Genomic DNA, 17,247 nt, shown 5'->3' with positions numbered 1-17,247 from the left:
ACCTAGCATCCGGTTATCGTCGTGAAAATTGAAAAGTAATCTAAGGCGGTGCGCATCAATTACGAACAAATTGCCGCATTTCGCGCACCCTGTCCTTTAGGACAATGACCTCAGGACCAATAGAGACTGACCGGGCCCTGTCGTAGACATTGCGCACGGACACGCATTTCGGGCCGCCGCGGACGCTGCAACAGTCATTACCCAAGAGAGTTAGTCCATGTTTGCTCGCGTCAACGTCAGACAGGCCAATATGCCGTGCATCCTCGGTGGGCTGACCGCCCAGCACGCCAACTGCATCACCAGCGAATTCCACTACAGGAAGGGCACCGAGATTTACGGGGAGAAGGAGCCGGCGGAGTATGTCTACCAGATCGTTTCAGGGGCGGTCCGCAGCTACAAGCTCCTGTCCGACGGACGCCGCCAGATCGGAGCCTTTCACCTCGTCGGAGATATTTTCGGGCTCGAGAATGCCGAAACTCATCGGTTCACAGCTGAGGCCATCGTCGACACGACCGTGCGCTTGACCAAGCGGATGAGCCTCGAGCGCGTGGCTCATTTCGACTTGGACCTCGCTCGCAACCTGCTGATCATGACCACCAGCAACCTGCGGCACGCCGAAGATCACATGCTGCTGCTCGGTCGCAAGACCGCGCTGGAGAGGGTCGCTGCGTTCCTGCTCGAAATGGATCGCCGGCTGGCCGGGGTCGGCGTCGTCGCCTTGCCGATGTGCCGGCGCGACATCGCCGACTATCTTGGGCTGACCCTCGAGACAGTATCGCGTGCGCTATCAAAGCTGCACACCTACGGCGCACTGGACTTTCTCGGCTCGAATCAGCGCGAAATCATGCTGGTTGACCGCGACCAGCTGTCCAGGCTGGACAACTGACCACGACATCAGGGGGATTTCGTGGGCGCCGCCTGGCGCTCGATGGTCTTTTGCAGCACTTCGAACAGGACCGCCGTCGACCAGCCGAACATGAGAATGCCGTTCATGGCGGCCATCGGTCCGACCAGCTGCCACTGCTTGACCGGGATGACGTCGCCATAGCCGAGTGTGGTGTAGTTCACAAAAGCGAAATACAGCAGGTTGCTGCCATCGGGTGCTGCGCCGAGCACCCAATAGGCCAAGGTCCACACCACGATCTCAAGCGTGTGAGCCAGCATCAGCGCAAGCGCAGTCGCAACCATCACGCCGCTGAGCTGTAGCCACGCCCGGCCGGACGCGGTCAACGCGACGTTGCGAAGCCACCCGATGGCTGCAACGGTCCACAGCGAATGGATCACGATGTTGATCGCGCTGACCGCCGATCCCACGAGGAGCTGAAATAACATCATCGCTCTCCCGCCAGCCGGGCGCGGTCGTCCCGGATCCACGCCGTGACCAACTCCCAGGCGACCGCGAGAATGATCGGGCCGACGAAGAGGCCGACGATGCCGTGGGCCAGTGTGCCGCCGATCACCCCGACGAGGATGACGGGCGCCGGCGTGGTGAGGCCGCGCCCCATCACCAGCGGCTTCAGCACATTGTCGAGGACGCCGACAACCAGGAAGAAGAGCGTCAAGGCGAGCGCCGTTGTGAAGTCCTTGGCCGACCAGAGCCAGATGATAACCGGAACGAGCACGATCGCCGCCCCGATCTGCACGATCGCCAGCAGCATCACGACAAACGCCAGCAGCCCCGCGCTCGGAATTCCGGCCAGCTTGAAGCCGATGCCGGCCAGCAGTGACTGCAGAACGGCAATGCCAATCACGCCGCGGGAGACCGCCCGAATGGTTGTGCCTGCAAGGTCGAGGAAATGCTCGCTCTGTTCCGGCACGATGCGGGACAGGAAGCTTCGGCACGCCGCGGCAAGCTGCAAGCCATAGGGAAACAGAAAGCCTGCCAGGACGACCGCCAGCAGGAACTTCAGCATCCCGACCCCGGCATTGCTGGCGAACGCAAACAGGGTCCCGGCCAGCGGCGTCAGATGCGGCACGACCTCGCGCAGCACGGCGCGCAGATTGGTCGATGCCCGATCCCAGACGTCATAGAGCGGCCCGCCGACCAGCGGCCAATCCTTCACCTCCGGCGGCGGCGACGGCACGACCACGTTGCCGGCGCTCAATTGTCCTGCGAGCTCCCTCACCCCCTCGACGGCTCCAATCCCGAGCCAGGTCGCCGGCCCGATCACGACGCCCAGCGAGATCAAGGTCAAGACGAGGGCCGCGATGCCGGCGCGGCCGCCGAGCATGCCGGCAAGCCAATTGAAGACGGGATAGAGCGCGACCGCGAGTACCACGCTCCAGGCCAGGATCGGCACGAACGGCCGAACCAGGACGAACGACCAGCTGATCAACAGCGCCAGCAATCCGAGGCGAATTGCGAGCTGGATGAACTCTTCTCCGACCACGAGCTGGCGCAAGGTTTTCAAGGACGTCCTTTCGGTCGAGCATCATCAGGCAAGTGGGAAGCGGTGCCATCACCCGGCACGGCTCGGCTTGATTCAGATCAAGCGTCACCCCGCATCGACTGAGAAGCTCGGCTTCGCATGATCGAGAAGCCGGTGACGATCTGGCTGCCACGCGATCACGACTGCCTGTGTCACCCCGATGTGGAGGACGTCATGATGAACACCAGAACCTTGCTGGCCTTGACCCTGCTCGCGAGCACGATCGGTATTGGCGTGGGCCAGGCGGCCCCACTACCGACCAACGTCGCTGCCATGAAGGGCGCGGTCGACAGTGCCACCGTTCAGGTTCGTTGGGGCGGCGGTTGGCGCGGCGGCGGCTGGGGCTACCGCGGCTGGCGAGGCTACGGTGGCTGGGGCGGATATCGAGGATGGGGCTATCGCGGCTGGGGCGCTGCTGCTGCCGGCGCGATCGTCGGCGGAGCCATCGCGAGCTCGGCTTACTATGGCGGGTATCCCTATTACGGCGCCGGATATGGTTACGGCTATGGCTCCGGATACGGCTATTGCCCGCCCGGCGGAGGCTACGGCTACTACCAACCGCGTTATTACGGCTGGTAGGCCATCCCCATCCCGGCCTTCGGTGACGTCACCGCAGCCCGAACAACGAACGCCGATAGCCGCTCCCGCGCGCTTCCTTGCTGCACGCGTAGCTGCCATCGAAGCCCCTGGCATAGCGGCTCTGGCCCTTGCGATAATAGCGTCCGCGGCGGAAATCGAGCCAGACCACGGTATCGCCGGGACAATGCCGCTGGGCCTGGGTTTCATACCGGAACGGCGTCAGCGGCTGCGCGACCGTCTGTTGCACGCAGCCAATCAGGACGATCGCGGCGAAGGCCCGGACACCTGGACTTGCCACCGGACGGTCTCGACGTCCGTTCGAATTTGCAGCTGATCTGAAACGCATTCATTGCCGCCGGGAGTACCCGTGTCGTGCTGAAATGGTGCTCATATTGCCAGAGCTTCACTGGCGAAACACCTGAAAAGCAGCTACCGAGTGCAAACCGACACCATCAATGGTTCGATTGGCTTCGACGCACTGCGGCAGCGCCTTTCCGCCACAAAGCCAAATCAACTGCTGATCTTCATGGCCCTGGCTGAACAGTGCGAGTCCGTTGCGGATATTGCCGGACAGGTTCAAGCGCTGCCTGCGTCGATCCGGCCACACGTCATCGTCGGCGGCTATGCGGTGAAGACGGGACTTGCGCCTCCGGTAACGGGCGCGGATTTCGTCGCCGACATCAGCTCGCTCAACTTCGGATAACAGCCGTTCAGGACGACAGCAATCCAAAGGCGATCGCCACACTCGAGAGCATCCCGGCGGTCATGACCACGACCCTGAAGGCAATATCGCCGTCGATCACGTCAAGCCAATGACGTAGCCAATTGCGGATGCCAGCCTGCCGGCCTACGCCACGCGCTCGCCAAGATATGTCGCGGTCGTACCCCATGATTGCCACTGTAGATCACGGTGCAACGGGGTGACCAGTGCAGCTTGTGCCAATCCATCAGGCGCAGATGCGCCAGATTCGATAAGCCAATTTGGCTATGCGGGCGGCCTGGCCCCGCCGCAACATGGCTGAGGCGATGTATTAGCGGCTTGGCGGCCCACCACCAGGTCCGTCTCTAGCTTCCTTTCGAGCCTGCGGTAATCCGCGTCGAACGTTCCTCTTCCGACGCACTCTTCGAGGGCTCCGCGCCACATATGGAGCCCTTTGATCCAGAGGTCGCCGTGCGAGCGACGCGATCAAACGGATTCCGCTCCACAACCTTCAGCAAAGCGAGCTCTTCCCTGTTCAAATACGCCATCTTTCCTGGCGGGGTCATTACCATCTTGCCGATCACCGACGGAGGAACACGCAGCTTGGCCGATAGCCTCGCCAATTTGATCGTGTCGCGAAGCGTGCCAGTGTCTTCGTTTCCATGCATGTTGGAAACCGAATGGACGCCGATCTTGGCATCTGGCGCCACGTAACGCTTCGCGCCCGCCAGGAAGATAAAAGCGCATGCCGAGTCGCATTCTCCGGAAACGTAAGTGGCGATCTGCTTCTGGTGCACAAGCATGGCGATCCGGAACCCCTCGGAGAGAGAGCCTCCGTCGGAATCGAGATCCAGCCCGGCGATCCGCCGCTCTGTGCCAAGGTAACCGCGGAAATGGACAAAGTCCCCGTCCCGAAGATCACCCCTGAGCTTCAAGACATCGCCGAAGCACCCAGGGACACGGGAAAATTCCATCGCGACACAGTTCGGCGCGAACAATGCGATCGCGATGTTCAAGACGAGCGCGGTAGCCGGCTTCGAGCGATCACGACGACGTCGCATCGTCGATCCGAACAGATCCAGACAGCGATGCGGGGCATTCCGGCTCTTTACGCAGGTATCGAAAAATAGCGCGCTGAGGGCTCGCAAAGCGTACGTCTTGGCTTCCACGGCGCTCCCCCATTTGACCCGGGATCTCGCACGAAAGACAGAACATGGAAGCGCGCTGAGGCTTGATCTGAGTCAAATTCGGACCAGCAACTGCGCAGGCAGGGTCCGCGACGATGTTATTGAGTCCTGAAGGTCAGCAGGTTTCGAAACCCGCAGCTTGTCTCCAGAGGAGACAGGTCATGGCCGGAGCGACCGTATTGTCGGCTGCGGGGTGATTTGAACCTGTAAGCCAAGTCATTGATAGCATTGCGCTCGACTTCACAGAAAAAGAGGCCCCAGCATCTCTTTGAGATTGCTGGGGCCTCTGACCAACTTGGTTGCGGGGAGGCGCAACCACCGATACCGACACTCGGTTCAAATTGCGATTTGATCCGCACGTCTCGGACGAGGTTACTATCCTTCAAACTATTGATATTGTTTGTTTGTTCCATCGCTACGATGCGAAGTGGCAGCCTCAGCTTGGCTTCGCCGAAATGTTCCCTGAGCGCTCGCTATAACCTTGTTCTCGGCAGTGACCACCTGACCCGAAGCGAAATACAAGCGCCTGCCCATGTGAGTTAATCGGCCAGCTGCAAATATTCGTCCACTATCGACCTTGGCGAGATAGCTGATCGTCAACATGACCGTCACCGCATGATCCTGGGCCCCCTCGGTTTCCGGAGTTAGCCCGGCATAGCCGCATGCAGCATCGAGCAGAGTGGCGATTACGCCACCTTGAAGGCTGGCCTGACGATTGAGATGTCGCGGCTGAACATCGAGATAGAACCTGCAGTCTCCTGCCGTCCATTCTGATAAGCCAACGCCTAGATACTGCAGCAACGGATTATGCAGATCCATCACTGGCTCTCGGGACCGGCGAAGTGGGCATTGCTTTCGCGGAGGAGCTCGTTGTGTTCGCCCAAGGTTGGTGGTGGCATCCGAACGGCCAGGGCTGGACCGCCGATCGCAAATCCCGGCATTTCAAGCGCGCCCGCGCGAGGATGGTCTACCGACGCCACAATTCGCGCGGCTGCAAAGCGCTGCGACGTTTGCAGGTGTACATAATTCGCGATCGGGCCACAGACAATATCGGCAGTTTCCAGGATGTGAAGCCAGGCCGAGCTGTCGTTCGAGCGGAACGTCAGTCCAAGTTCCCGGGTTAGCTCCTCGCGGTTTTCCATACGTTTCGGAAGGGTGACGAACCGCTGATCGTCCGCAAGTTCAGGGCGACCAATCACGCGGCAAAGCTTTCGCCAATGCTCCTGCTGATAGGCGGCGACCATAATGAACCCGTCAGCCGTCTCATATGCCTCGTTTGGTGTCGCGTAGGGTGCGCCGCTTCCACTACGTCTTGGCAGCTCGCCCGAGATGAGAAATTCCGTGAGCGGCACCTGCTGAAGGAGCAGAGCCGAGGCATACAGACTGACATCCAGATGGGAGGGAACAGCGCCGGTACCGCGTTTGAGCAGGGCGGCAAGAATCGCGATCGTTGCGTGATATCCGGTGACCATATCCACCACCGGGGCCTGAAGCTTCGTCGGCGGCTGCCCGTCAAATCCTGTGATACTCATCAGGCCGGAGACAGCCTGAAGGACACCGTCGACGCCGGGCTTCCCTGGCTCGGACTGGCCATATGCAGATACAGAGCAATAGATCAACTTCGCATTAAGCGCCCTCGCCTGCGCGTAACCGATGCCGAGCCGGGCAGCGACGCCTGGGCGAAAACTCTCCACGAGTATGTCGGCCGTTGCTATGAGATTGTGGGCATCCATCAGCCCTTGCTCGGACTTGAGGTCCAGCACGACGCTCCGCTTGTTTCGATTGAGCGAAAGAAACGTGGTGCTCTCCCCGCCGGCAAAATTGGGGCCCAAAGTCCGACTGATATCGCCGCCCGGCGGCTCGATCTTCACGACATCGGCCCCCATATCGGCCAGCAGCATGGTGCAGAGAGGGCCCGCAGCGATCTGCGAGAAGTCGACGACGCGGACACCGGAAAGAGCACCCTCAAGCGGATGCGACGTCGTCGGGCCGGACGGCTGAGGAGCGGTCATCGTCATTGTCCCTGAAACCGTGGCGGGCGTTTCTCGGCGAAAGCATTACGGCCTTCAATCCGGTCTGCCGTGTTTTTGATCATGCCGAAGACCATTTCGGTCATGTTGAGCAGCATCGAGCGCGATGAAGTCTCGGTTTCCCGGGCCAGGCGTTTGGTCGCGTAGAGCGACAAGGGCGCATTGCTGGCCACGGCATGCGCCAGTTCGCTGGTGCGCTCGGCCAGCGACGCGGACGGCCAGACGTCGCTCACCAGCCCGATACGAAGGGCCTCCGCGGCATCGATGCGCGCCCCGGTCAACAGCATCTTCGAGGCTGATGCGGCGGGAATCGCGCGCAGCAGCAACGGTCCGCACACCCCGGCGACACTGCCCACCTTGACCTCCGGCAACGCGAAGCTCGCTGTATCCGCTGCGACACGCAAATCGCACTGCAGCGCAAGCTCAAGACCACCACCGAGGCAATACCCGTTGATCGATGCGATGATCGGCTTCCAGATATCCAACCGGTCGATATTGAGGAAGCGGACATAAGCCCCGCGCTCCGTTGCGACCTCGTCGCGAGCCGTCCAGGCCGCCGCGTACGGATGCTCCGCAGGAGCCGTCCGCTTCAGGTCGGCGCCAACCGAGAACGCGCGTTTGCCAGCGCCGGTCAGCACTATCGCGCGGACGGAATCGTCGTCCCGGGCGGCAATCAATACGTCACGCAGTTGCCTTTGTGTCTCGACATCCAGCGCATTCAGGGCTTCCTGCCGGTCGATGGTGATCGTCGCGACCGGCCCTTCGCGGGTAAAATGGACGGCCATGTCAGACGCTCACGCTGGAGAGACTGCGACCGCCACAGACGTAAATGAGCTGACCGGTGATGTAGGAGCTGGCCCGTGCAGCGAAGAACAGCACAGCCTGGGCAATGTCCTCCGGCACCCCGATGCGCTGCATGGGAACGCTCTTTTTGAGCCGTTCCTGGACGTCCGCCTTAAAATCCCTGAACAAGGGTGTATCGACGATCCCCGGAGCAATCGCGTTGACGGTGATGCCCCTGGCAGCAAACTCGATGGCAAGGCTTCGGGTAAGGCTTACGACGCCTCCCTTGGCAGCGGAATAATTCGCCTGACCGAAGCCTCCGAGCCACGCGCGCGACGAGATGTTGACGATGCGGCCGAAATTTCGTTCGACCATCCCCGGAAGCACGGCTCGCGACATCAGGAACTGCGATCTGAGGTTCGTGGACACGACGACATCCCAATCCTCATCGGACAGATCGAGAAAGCGTCGATCGCGAACAACGCCTGCATTGTTTACGAGGATTTCGACGCCGCCGAAGGTCTCCTGCGTTGCACGAACAGCGGCGTCGATCGCGCCGCGGTCAGTTACGTCCACGGACACCGGCAGCAATTGCTGCCCGGTTTCAGTCTTCCGCAGCTCCTTCACCGCGGTCTCCAATGCCGCGGGGTCGCGATCGAAGAGAGCGACGTTATAGCCGGCACTGCGAAGGCTGCGGGCAATGCCGAACCCGATACCCCGGGCGGCGCCGGTAACGATTGCGCTGTCTTGCCTGGTCATGGCTACACTCCGAGCACGTGAACGGCCGACGCGGCATGATCGACGCCGGCGATGCCGCCGCCAGTACACTGGGTCAGTCCGATCCGTGCCCCTTCAACTTGGCGTTTCCCCGCCCGGCTCTGGAGCTGCCAGGCAATCTCGACCATTTGCGCGACGCCGGTGGCGCCGAGAGGGTGACCCTTAGCGAGCAATCCTCCGCTCGGATTGACGGGCACACGCCCACCGAGAGCCGTAGCACCGCTACGGAGCAGCGCAGCCCCCTCGCCCGGCTCCGCGAGGCCCAACGCCTCGTAGTACAGGAGCTCTGCGATCGTGAAAGCGTCGTGCAGTTCGACGACGTTGACATCGCGCGGACCCAGGCCCGCGCCTTCATAAGCCAGCCGCGCGGTTCGCGCGGTGATCTCGGCGTCGAGAATATCGTCGCAGCCTTTTTCGAGCAGGCCGGATTGCACGGCCGAGCCGAGGACACGCACAGCCGGGCGCGCGGAGGACGGACGAACCGTCGTCAGTACCACCGCCGCGGCACCATCGACCATGGACGGACAGCACTGGAGCAACGTCAGTGGCTCTGCAACGGGCCGCGACTGGAGCACTTCGTCGATTGACACGGCCTTGCGCTGCTGCGCCAGGGGATTCAACTCGCCATGAGTCCGGTTCTTGACCGCGACGCGGGCCAGTACTTCGGGCTTCTCGTTGCGCTCGTGGAGATAGCGGGTCCCGCGCATGGCGTAGACAGTCGGCAGCGTCATGCCCTGCGCAGCGTACAGCTCGGTCTTGTAGTCGTTCCGCTGCAGCGGGATCGTCCCACCGCCGAGCGATGTCAGCTTCTCGACCCCCCAGACGAGAACGGTCTCGTAAACGCCGAGCCGAAGCGCGTGGCAGGCGAGATGCACCGCTGTCGCCCCGCTCGCGCAGGCGTTCTCCACATTGTAGAGGGCCGGCCCTGTGATGCCGAGGTCCCTCATCAGCACCTGGCCCAGCACCATGCCGCCGTACACATTGGCGTTGTACATGGCTTGAATGCGGTCGGCCGAAACGTCGGCGTCGGCGAGCGCACCCACCACTGCGGATTGCGCGAGATCCTGCATGGAGAGGTCGTTGTGGCGGCCGAAGGAGGTCATCGCCGCGCCAGCGATATAGACGGTTGTTGTCACGATCAGGCCTCCTCGACCGGTGCAAATGAGTAGATCGTTGCGGCGCCCTGTTCGGCTATCCGCGCTTCGACCTGCATCCCGATCAGCGGGTGGCGCTCTCGCGGCAGGAGCAATCGCCCGAACACGCGCGCGCCTTCAGGGAAATCCGCGTAAATGACCACGAACGGCTGTTCACCGGTTTTCCGATTTGGGTGGATCACCGAGAAGCTGTAGAGCCGCGCAACCCGCGACAGGGTCACCGGCTCATAGCGGTGTGCGCTCGGCGATCGCGCCGGAACGGGAGGGAAGACACACTGGCCGGTTGCGCGGTCGCGGGACGCGAACAGCCTCCCGGACGCTTGCGAGCCGATGGCGTCGCGATCTGTCGAGAACGTCTCGACGTTCGAAAGCTGGTTCATTGATCCTCCCGGGAAACCGAAGGCGTGCCGAGCAAGCCATTGGCGAGAGGTTTAGGCGGATATCCCCCGGGCTCAGAACGAGAAACGCGGCGCCATTGTTGACTAAAAGGCAACGATCGGCGCATAGTCGCGGCACGATGGACCGATTGCCTCCACTCAATCCGCTACGCGCCTTCGAGGCCGCCGCAAAGTTACGCAGCATCCGCGGTGCGGCTGAGCTTCTGTCCGTAACGCCCGGCGCGGTGAGCCGGCAGGTACAGATTCTCGAATCTCATCTCGGCGTGAAGCTGTTTCGGCGCGAGCCGCGCGCGGTGGCGTTGACCGCCGAAGGAGAGCAGTATCTCGAAGCCATCGCGCACCATCTCGACGGGATCCGTGACGCGACCCGCAAGCTGACGGGAGAACGCTCGAGCAATGTCCTGAAGATCAGGGCCTACACTACCTTCGCGATGAAATGGCTGGTGCCGCGCCTGTCGTCCTATCAGGCGATGAACCGGCTGAACGAGGTTCGTCTCACTACCTCATTGGAAGAGGTCGATTTCCGGAACGAGGATGTCGACTGCGCAGTACGCCTTGGCGACGGAAACTGGCCTGGACTGGGCGTGGACAGGCTCGTGGCAAACCATTTGATTCCGGTTTGCAGCCCCAAATATCGGCGCGAGATCGGGTTGAAGCAGAAGGGCGATCTTCGCCGCGCGCCGCTGCTGCACTCGCTGGCGCGGCCGGACGACTGGATGTTCTGGCTCAGGGAGGCGCAGCTCACCGACTTCGATCCCTATGCGGGACCGAAATTCACGAGCTCCGTCCTCGCCTACCAGGCTGCGCTCGACGGCCAGGGCGTCGCGATCGCGCAGCGCGTGCTCGTGGCCGATGACTTGCGCGCAAGGCGTCTGGTTCAGCCCTTCGGCCCGACGCTCGATCGCGAGGGATTCACCTATTACCTGATCTATCCTCAGAAGAGCCTCCGCAAGCCAGCATTCCGGCAATTTCGAAGCTGGCTGGTCGAGCAGACCCAGGTTGAAGACGAGTCGCCGGCGAGTCGCAAATTGCGCAAGGCGATGGCCTGACCGGGGCTACACTCATCTGGTCAGCAGCAAGCGCGCATTGTTCAGGCGATGCAGGCGGTGAAAATCGCTTCGGCTTGGCTGACCGTCATCTTCCTCGGCGCAAGGCTCTCGATCACCGTGTCGTCGGTGATCTTCATCGACTTGAACCGCTCGATCCCGGCCGTGCCGGCGTAAAGTCCAGGCACGGCGCGTTCGGCCATTTCCCGAACCTGCTGCTTCGGCAGGGCATCCCTGGACCAGTGCATGGGAAAACCGATGTCTCCGTAGAGCTGCCGCAACGCGGAAACAGCCAGGTCGGTGGCCTGTTGGGGCGAGCAGTCGTCATGGAGGCGGACGCCGAGCGCCCGGGCCACATGTGGCGCTTTGGCCGGCAGCACCATCAGATTGAACGCCAGAACGTGGGGCATCAACACGCCCACGCCGAGCGTATGCGGCATGTCGACGAGACCTTCGAGCGGCAGCGACAGGGTGTGCGCATGCCCCAGGCGCGCGTTGCCGCACGCGATGTTGGCCATCGATGAAGCCAGAAGATTGTCTGCACGCGCATTGACGTCGCGGAGGCCGCAAATCGATGCGCGGAGCGAGGACGCCTGCAACCTGATCGCCTCGAGCGCGATCGCATCGGTGAGCGGGGATGCGAGACTGCTGGTGTAGGCCTCCAGGCCATGGGTCATCGCGTCCACGCCAGTCGCCGCCGCAATGCGCGGCGGCAGCGACTCAAGCACGGCCGGATCCAGTATGGCGACATCGGGAAAGCTGAGCGGCCCTCCGCACACCAGCTTGGCATGGTTCTCGTCATCCTTGACTACGGTCCATTGCGACACCTCCGAGCCGGACCCAGCCGTGGTCGGGACCATCACCATCGGCAATGCGCGGCGTTCGAAATTGCCGACGCCCGTGCAGTCGCGGAGCGACTTCCCGTTGGCGCCGACGATCGCGATCCCCTTGCCGGCGCACATCACCGACCCGCCCCCAATGCTGATCACGGCATCGACCGACTGCTCGCGCGCCCGTTTGCCCTGCGCGTCGATCTGTCTGACGCGCGCGTCGATCTCGCATTCCTCAAACCGCAGCACCGACAGTCCCGCGGCAACGAGTTGCTCGAGCGCGCGTTGATACCAGGATTGCCGGGAGATGATCGGGTCGGAGACGAGCATCACGGATTTGGCCGCGAAGCCCTTGATCGTTGCTGCGAGCGATTCGAGCGCGCCGACCCCGGAGACGATGCGGGTCGGCATATGATAGACATTGGACACGATTGGTGGCTCCGGGCTGACGGATCTCAGCAGGTTTGGCGCGGTGCTTTGGATGACGGCTCTCAACTGAGCACGAACGGGTTTGCGATGCCGGGCTTCGGATTGATGAACACGCTCTTTTCCTCAAGGTATTCGTAGATCGCGTTCAGGCCGTTCTCGCGGCCGAGCCCCGACGCCTTGACGCCGCCGAAGGGAGCGAGATAACTCACCAGCCGATAGGCGTTAACCCAGACCGTGCCCGCCTCTAGCCGTTTCGGCAGCAGCATGGCCCGCTGGAGATCGCGCGTCCAAACGCCGGCTGCCAACCCATAGGGGCTGTCATTGGCGATCCCGACCGCTTCGTCATCGGTCTCGAATTTCAGCACGGCAAGGACCGGCCCGAACACCTCTTCGCGAGCGATGCGCATGTTGTTGGATACGCCGGTGAAGATCGTCGGTTCGACGAAAAGCCCCTTCTCGCAACCCGGCCGACGCGAACGCTCGCCGCCAAGCACACATTCGGCCCCTTCCTTTCTGGCAATGTCGAAATAGGCCAGAACCTTCTCGAATTGCGGCTGCGTGGACACCGGGGCGATATTCGTCTCGGGCTCTCGCGGATCTCCGAGCCGTGCCGTCTGCATGAACTTCACCAGACGCGCGACGAACTCGTCGTGGATCGAGGAATGCACCAAAAGGCGCGAGCCGGCCATGCAGGTCTGCCCCGTGGCCGCAAAGATGCCCGATACGACGCCCTTGACCGCGTCATCGAGATCCGCATCGCTAAACACGATGTTGGCCGATTTGCCGCCGAGTTCGAGTGAGACGCGCTTGATATTTTCAGCGGCCGCCGCGTAGACATGCCGGCCGCCGTTCTCGCTTCCTGTGAACGCAATGCGCGCCACGAGCGGATGCTTGACGAGAGGTTCTCCGACCTCCGGTCCAAATCCGGTGATGACGTTGACCACGCCCGGCGGGAAGCCTGCCTCTTCGCACAGCCGGGCGAACGCAATCGTCGAGGCCGACGAAAACTCGGACGGCTTGATCACGATCGTATTGCCGGCGGCGAGCGCGGGAGCGATCTTCCACGCGGCGAGCAGCAGCGGAGAATTCCAGGGCGCGATCGCCGCGACGACGCCCAGCGGCTCGTGCAGGGTGTAATGAAAGACGCCCGGCTTGTCGATCGGCGTGACGCGGCCTTCGACCTTGTCCGCCAATCCAGCATAATAATAGAACCATTGCGGCAGATATCGCATCTGGCCGAGCATCTCGGCCTTGAGCTTCCCGTTGTCGTTCACCTCGAGCTCTGCCAATTCCTCGGCCTGACGAGCAATGAGGTCGCCGAGCCGGTGCAGCAGAAGTCCCCTTGCGCTGGCGGTCATCGACGGCCAGGGGCCGCCCCGGAAGGCCTTGGACGCGGCCCGGACCGCCGCGTCGGCATCTGCGGCCTTCCCCCGTGGCATGCGCGCCCAGTCGCGCCCGGTATACGGGTCCATGCTCGTGAACCATTCGCCATCTTCAGCCCGGCGCCATTCGTTGCCGATCCGCATCAAGAATTCCTGCATATCCAAACCTTTCATAGAAGCGACGGTGCGACGTACCGCCCAAACAATCCATGTCTCCGGCACCGTTCCGGCGCGCATCACGCCCCGGAGATGTTGATCCCCTTCGTCTCCCTGGCGAGCACGAGCGCAATGACGAAGGCGACGCCGGCCACGATGCTGGGATAGAGCAGCCCGGCATAGATATCTCCCGTCGCCGCATTGATGGCGAAGGTGGTCGCGGGCAGGAATCCGCCGAACCATGCGGCCCCGAGATGATAGGGAAACGACATCGCTGTGTAACGTATGCGTGACGGAAACAGCTCGATGAGCGCCGTGCAGCTCGGCGCAAAGGTCATCGTTCCAAGGCTGAGCAGAAGGACTAGGACGAGGATGATGCCGGGCTTGTTGATCAAGGCCGGATCGACCTGATCCAGCACGTATCCCCGCTTCTTCAGGATCGCCGCCAAGGCTGCATTGAATTCCTTGTCTCTGCTTGAGGCCTGATCACCCAAAGCGTCGAAGCCCTGGACGACGTCGTCTCCGATTTTGACCTGGGCTACCGCGCCAGGCGATGCAGGGCTGCTCTGATAGTTGAGGCCGAGCCTGGCGACGGCTGCTCTGACGACGTCGCACGATGACGTAAAGCGTGCGGCCCCGCTCGGGTTGAATTGCAGCGAACATTGCGCTGGGTCCGCGACGACGACGATCGGATTCTCGCGCTGAGCTTTGTCGAGATCCGGGTTGCCGAAATGCGCTAACCCGTGAAACAGCGGAATGATGAGGACGGCGCCGAGCAGATAGCCGGCCAGATAGACCGGCTTGCGACCGATGCGATCCGACAGGGCACCGAAGAGGATGTAGAGCGGCGCCGTTACCACGGTTGCGGCAATGACGAGCTGATTGGCTGTGGTCCCGTCGATCTTCAGGACTTTGGTCAGGAAGAAAAGCGAATAGAACTGGCCGGTGTACCAGATGACGGCCTGGCCCGGGACGATGCCGAAGAGCGCGATGAGCACGAGCTTCAGATACCGCCACTCACCAAACGTCTCGCCGATCGGCGCCTTGGACGCGCGGCCCTCCTCCTTCATCCGGCGGAATTCAGGCGTTTCATCGAGCTGCAGGCGGATCCACAGGGAAACCACAAGCAGCAATACTGAAACAAGGAACGGGATCCGCCAGCCCCATACGCCAAAGTCGGGCTCGCTCAGGGCGAAGCGGAGCGGAATGATGACGCCAACCGCAAGGAGAAAGCCGAGGGCCGCGGTAAGAATAATCCACGCGGTCCAGGCGCCTCGCCGCTCGGCGGGAGCGTGCTCCGCGACGTAGATCATTGCGCCGCCAAACTCGCCCCCAAGCGCAAGGCCTTGAAGCATACGCATCGTGATGAAGAGAACGGGTGCTGCGATGCCGATCTCTGCATAGGTGGGCAACAGGCCGATGGAGAGGGTCGACAGTCCCATCAATACGATCGTCACAAGAAACGTGTACTTTCGGCCGATCAGATCTCCGGCACGTCCGAACACGAGCGCCCCGAACGGCCTGAGAAGGAAACCTGCGGCAAAGCCCAGCAAGGTGAAGATGAAGCCGGCAGTCGGATTGACGCCGGAGAAGAACGCTTTGGTTATTTCCGTAGCGAGCAACCCGATCAGAAAAAAATCGTAGATCTCGAACACGCTCCCAAGCGACGCGGCGAAGATGACGCGCTTTTCCTTCCGCGTCATGATTGTTGCATCGTTGGCCGCGATTGCTGCCGTCATATCCATAAATCCCTCGCTGTCGATTATTCGTAACGTCGGGGCCCGGACTGTTCCCGGGCCTCGACACTTGAAACTGTGAAACTCGGCGGCAGTTCAGGCGACGGCAGCGACCTTTGATTCCGCCGTTTGTGCCGCTGCATGAGCGCCGGCAATACGTCCGAAGGTCAACGAGCGGAGCACGGACGTCGCCGGCGGATACTCGTGATAGAAGAGGCCTGTGACCTCTCCGGCCGCATAGAGATTTGGAATTGGAATGCCCGCCGGCGTCACGACTCGCGCGTGAAGATCGGTGCGAATGCCGCCGTATGTGAAGCAAATCGCGGCGGTCAGAGGGATGCCGTAGAAGGGCGGGGTGTCGAGTGGTACCGCCCAATTCGATTTGGGCGGGGTAAGACCGGTCGTGCTCCGGCCGTCCAGTCTTCCGGGTTCGAACTTTCCGGGGACGGTTGCGGCGTTAAACGTGGCTACCGTCTTCCCGAGCATCGCCGGATCGAGCCCCAGCTTGCCGGCCAGCGCTTCGACGGTATCCGCCTTCTCGGGCGGGAGATCGCTGAGCATGCCCATCTCGACGCCGGGTATCTGCATCGTCTTGGCATCCGCGATCCAGAACGCCTTTTGGTTCTGGTTGCGCCAGATCTCATAGCCGATGTGCTCGAAGGTGTTGTCCCAGGTGTCTTTCCCTTCGTCGTAGAACCGCTCGGCCTCGCCGTTGACGAAAATGCCGCCGGTGTACGTGTAGATAACGGCGTCGGCCCTGGTGGTGCGTGTATCGATGGGCTCGGCATGAATCATATCGAACTGACCAGCCGTATCGGCGCCCAGCTCAAGCGCCATTCTCAGCCCGTCGCCTCGGTTGTTCGCAATTCCGGGCGCGATGAGCGGCAGGTCGCAGGCGCGCGCTCCGATGTACCTTGTCAACATCTCAGCGTTTCCTTCGAAACCGCCGGAAGCCAGTACGACGGCAGCTGCTCCGAGACGTCTGAGCTTGCCGTCGTTTCCGCGGACGATCAGACCATCGACGGCGCCCGCATCCGAAACCGACAAGCGAACGGCTTCGGTTTCATAGAGGATGTCGACATTGGTGTGCTTCTCAAGCGCTTTGAACAACGCTGAGACGATCGCCGCGCCACCGCCGACCGGAAGGCCCGGCGGAGTGACACCGGCCTCGCCATTGAAGGTATGCGCGAATGGAAACGCCGGGAAAACGAGCTCGACACCCCTTTCCTCGATGAAACGAAGGGTTGCCGGCGTCTCCTGTTCGAGCTTGCGGCAATATTCGAAATCCGAACGCCCACCGGAAACGCGACGGACCCTGTCGGGCCAGTCGGCGTCGAGCTTGCGGCCTTCGTTGATCCGCAAGAAGGCTCCCGTCCACTGCGTTGCGCCGCCGCGCGCCTCCTTCTTTGCACGTTCAAGCACGGCGATCCGGGCCGGTCGCCCAACCGTGGCCTCGGCATATGTGACCGCAGCCGACAGGCCCGCCGCCCCGCAGCCAACAACGACAAAATCGTAATTGTTCAATGTTTGCATTGTGGTCTCCTCCTGCCCGTTTTCTCATTGATTTCGCTGTGCCCGAGCGGGCTGGCATGGCACGTGGCGACCATAGGCAGGTCATCCCGGCGGCCAGC

Annotated in this window: 18 protein-coding genes; 4 read left to right on the top strand and 14 right to left on the bottom strand. The window is 62.1% G+C overall.

Going from position 1 to position 17,247, the window contains the following annotated elements:
• Nucleotides 1-217 precede the first annotated feature (217 nt).
• Complete coding sequence (locus BI327_RS14925; protein ID WP_076861130.1) at nucleotides 218-886, top strand: helix-turn-helix domain-containing protein; 669 nt, start codon at nucleotides 218-220, stop codon at nucleotides 884-886.
• Nucleotides 887-894: 8 nt separating this feature from the next.
• Here BI327_RS14925 and BI327_RS14920 read toward each other — a convergent pair whose 3' ends face one another.
• Both BI327_RS14920 and BI327_RS14915 read right to left on the bottom strand, forming a co-directional pair.
• The gene (locus BI327_RS14920) at nucleotides 895-1,332 is read right to left on the bottom strand and encodes a potassium channel family protein (RefSeq protein ID WP_076862150.1); all 438 of its coding nucleotides are present in this window, start codon (nucleotides 1,330-1,332) and stop codon (nucleotides 895-897) included.
• Nucleotides 1,332-2,411, bottom strand: a complete 1,080-nt coding sequence (locus BI327_RS14915; protein ID WP_076861129.1) for an AI-2E family transporter — start codon at nucleotides 2,409-2,411, stop codon at nucleotides 1,332-1,334. Before BI327_RS14915 ends, BI327_RS14920 begins: the two co-directional genes overlap by 1 nt.
• A gap of 117 nt (nucleotides 2,412-2,528) precedes the next feature.
• On the opposite strand from BI327_RS14915, the gene BI327_RS14910 reads away from it, so the two are divergent.
• Nucleotides 2,529-3,008: a hypothetical protein gene (locus BI327_RS14910; RefSeq protein WP_347337675.1), complete on the top strand. Its 480-nt coding sequence runs from the start codon at nucleotides 2,529-2,531 to the stop codon at nucleotides 3,006-3,008.
• A 28-nt stretch (nucleotides 3,009-3,036) separates the two neighbouring features.
• On the opposite strand, the gene BI327_RS14905 is transcribed toward BI327_RS14910, so the two are convergent.
• Nucleotides 3,037-3,354, bottom strand: coding sequence for a hypothetical protein (locus tag BI327_RS14905; protein WP_076861127.1), 318 nt, complete (start codon nucleotides 3,352-3,354; stop codon nucleotides 3,037-3,039).
• Nucleotides 3,355-3,444: 90 nt separating this feature from the next.
• Between BI327_RS14905 and BI327_RS14900 the strand changes: the two genes are divergently transcribed.
• The gene (locus tag BI327_RS14900) at nucleotides 3,445-3,711 is read left to right on the top strand and encodes a hypothetical protein (RefSeq protein ID WP_076861125.1); all 267 of its coding nucleotides are present in this window, start codon (nucleotides 3,445-3,447) and stop codon (nucleotides 3,709-3,711) included.
• A gap of 362 nt (nucleotides 3,712-4,073) precedes the next feature.
• Here BI327_RS14900 and BI327_RS14895 read toward each other — a convergent pair whose 3' ends face one another.
• The 7 genes from BI327_RS14895 to BI327_RS14865 all read right to left on the bottom strand — a co-directional run bounded on the left by BI327_RS14895 (nucleotide 4,074) and on the right by BI327_RS14865 (nucleotide 10,019).
• Nucleotides 4,074-4,877: a COG3904 family protein gene (locus tag BI327_RS14895; RefSeq protein ID WP_076861123.1), complete on the bottom strand. Its 804-nt coding sequence runs from the start codon at nucleotides 4,875-4,877 to the stop codon at nucleotides 4,074-4,076.
• 405 nt (nucleotides 4,878-5,282) lie between these two features.
• Nucleotides 5,283-5,714 (bottom strand): PaaI family thioesterase, encoded by a 432-nt coding sequence (locus tag BI327_RS14890; protein ID WP_076861121.1) that lies wholly within the window; start codon nucleotides 5,712-5,714, stop codon nucleotides 5,283-5,285.
• A complete protein-coding gene (locus BI327_RS14885; RefSeq protein WP_076861119.1) occupies nucleotides 5,714-6,907 on the bottom strand; it encodes a CaiB/BaiF CoA transferase family protein in 1,194 nt (397 codons plus the stop codon). Before BI327_RS14885 ends, BI327_RS14890 begins: the two co-directional genes overlap by 1 nt.
• A 2-nt stretch (nucleotides 6,908-6,909) precedes the next feature.
• Nucleotides 6,910-7,710, bottom strand: coding sequence for an enoyl-CoA hydratase/isomerase family protein (locus BI327_RS14880; RefSeq protein WP_076861117.1), 801 nt, complete (start codon nucleotides 7,708-7,710; stop codon nucleotides 6,910-6,912).
• Nucleotide 7,711: 1 nt separating this feature from the next.
• Nucleotides 7,712-8,467, bottom strand: a complete 756-nt coding sequence (locus tag BI327_RS14875; RefSeq protein WP_076861115.1) for an SDR family NAD(P)-dependent oxidoreductase — start codon at nucleotides 8,465-8,467, stop codon at nucleotides 7,712-7,714.
• 2 nt (nucleotides 8,468-8,469) lie between these two features.
• Nucleotides 8,470-9,621: a thiolase family protein gene (locus BI327_RS14870; RefSeq protein ID WP_076861113.1), complete on the bottom strand. Its 1,152-nt coding sequence runs from the start codon at nucleotides 9,619-9,621 to the stop codon at nucleotides 8,470-8,472.
• A gap of 2 nt (nucleotides 9,622-9,623) precedes the next feature.
• Nucleotides 9,624-10,019, bottom strand: coding sequence for a Zn-ribbon domain-containing OB-fold protein (locus BI327_RS14865; RefSeq protein WP_083742085.1), 396 nt, complete (start codon nucleotides 10,017-10,019; stop codon nucleotides 9,624-9,626).
• Here BI327_RS14865 and gcvA point away from each other — a divergent pair.
• Nucleotides 10,019-11,086 (top strand): transcriptional regulator GcvA, encoded by a 1,068-nt coding sequence (gcvA, locus tag BI327_RS14860; protein WP_245334813.1) that lies wholly within the window; start codon nucleotides 10,019-10,021, stop codon nucleotides 11,084-11,086. The two genes, BI327_RS14865 and gcvA, sit on opposite strands and share 1 nt — an antisense overlap.
• A 41-nt stretch (nucleotides 11,087-11,127) precedes the next feature.
• Here the strand turns inward: gcvA and BI327_RS14855 are convergent, their stop codons facing one another.
• The 4 genes from BI327_RS14855 to BI327_RS14840 form a co-directional block, all read right to left on the bottom strand.
• Nucleotides 11,128-12,324 (bottom strand): iron-containing alcohol dehydrogenase, encoded by a 1,197-nt coding sequence (locus BI327_RS14855; protein WP_076862147.1) that lies wholly within the window; start codon nucleotides 12,322-12,324, stop codon nucleotides 11,128-11,130.
• Nucleotides 12,325-12,404: 80 nt separating this feature from the next.
• Entirely contained in the window at nucleotides 12,405-13,883 is a 1,479-nt protein-coding gene (locus BI327_RS14850; protein WP_076861110.1) for an aldehyde dehydrogenase, read from the bottom strand.
• Between the two features lie 77 nt (nucleotides 13,884-13,960).
• Nucleotides 13,961-15,619, bottom strand: a complete 1,659-nt coding sequence (locus BI327_RS14845; protein WP_076862146.1) for an MFS transporter — start codon at nucleotides 15,617-15,619, stop codon at nucleotides 13,961-13,963.
• A gap of 93 nt (nucleotides 15,620-15,712) precedes the next feature.
• Complete coding sequence (locus BI327_RS14840) at nucleotides 15,713-17,149, bottom strand: FAD-binding protein (protein ID WP_076861108.1); 1,437 nt, start codon at nucleotides 17,147-17,149, stop codon at nucleotides 15,713-15,715.
• Between the last annotated feature and the right edge of the window lie 98 nt (nucleotides 17,150-17,247).

The sequence above is a fragment of the Bradyrhizobium mercantei genome, assembly GCF_001982635.1.
Classification (GTDB): domain Bacteria; phylum Pseudomonadota; class Alphaproteobacteria; order Rhizobiales; family Xanthobacteraceae; genus Bradyrhizobium; species Bradyrhizobium mercantei.
The sequence above is the reverse complement of the archived record's forward strand: the minus strand, read 5'-3'. Positions and strand labels throughout refer to the sequence as shown.

What these genes read in the sequence shown, in the direction of transcription:
- BI327_RS14925 (WP_076861130.1), top strand. Translation starts at nt 218, where the DNA reads ATGTTTGCTCGCGTCAACGTCAGACAGGCCAATATGCCGTGCATCCTC.
- BI327_RS14920 (WP_076862150.1), bottom strand. Translation starts at nt 1,332, where the DNA reads ATGTTATTTCAGCTCCTCGTGGGATCGGCGGTCAGCGCGATCAACATC.
- BI327_RS14910 (WP_347337675.1), top strand. Translation starts at nt 2,529, where the DNA reads ATGATCGAGAAGCCGGTGACGATCTGGCTGCCACGCGATCACGACTGC.
- BI327_RS14905 (WP_076861127.1), bottom strand. Translation starts at nt 3,354, where the DNA reads ATGCGTTTCAGATCAGCTGCAAATTCGAACGGACGTCGAGACCGTCCG.
- BI327_RS14890 (WP_076861121.1), bottom strand. Translation starts at nt 5,714, where the DNA reads ATGGATCTGCATAATCCGTTGCTGCAGTATCTAGGCGTTGGCTTATCA.
- BI327_RS14885 (WP_076861119.1), bottom strand. Translation starts at nt 6,907, where the DNA reads ATGACCGCTCCTCAGCCGTCCGGCCCGACGACGTCGCATCCGCTTGAG.
- BI327_RS14880 (WP_076861117.1), bottom strand. Translation starts at nt 7,710, where the DNA reads ATGGCCGTCCATTTTACCCGCGAAGGGCCGGTCGCGACGATCACCATC.
- BI327_RS14875 (WP_076861115.1), bottom strand. Translation starts at nt 8,467, where the DNA reads ATGACCAGGCAAGACAGCGCAATCGTTACCGGCGCCGCCCGGGGTATC.
- BI327_RS14865 (WP_083742085.1), bottom strand. Translation starts at nt 10,019, where the DNA reads ATGAACCAGCTTTCGAACGTCGAGACGTTCTCGACAGATCGCGACGCC.
- BI327_RS14855 (WP_076862147.1), bottom strand. Translation starts at nt 12,324, where the DNA reads ATGCCGACCCGCATCGTCTCCGGGGTCGGCGCGCTCGAATCGCTCGCA.
- BI327_RS14850 (WP_076861110.1), bottom strand. Translation starts at nt 13,883, where the DNA reads ATGCAGGAATTCTTGATGCGGATCGGCAACGAATGGCGCCGGGCTGAA.
- BI327_RS14845 (WP_076862146.1), bottom strand. Translation starts at nt 15,619, where the DNA reads ATGACGGCAGCAATCGCGGCCAACGATGCAACAATCATGACGCGGAAG.
- BI327_RS14840 (WP_076861108.1), bottom strand. Translation starts at nt 17,149, where the DNA reads ATGCAAACATTGAACAATTACGATTTTGTCGTTGTTGGCTGCGGGGCG.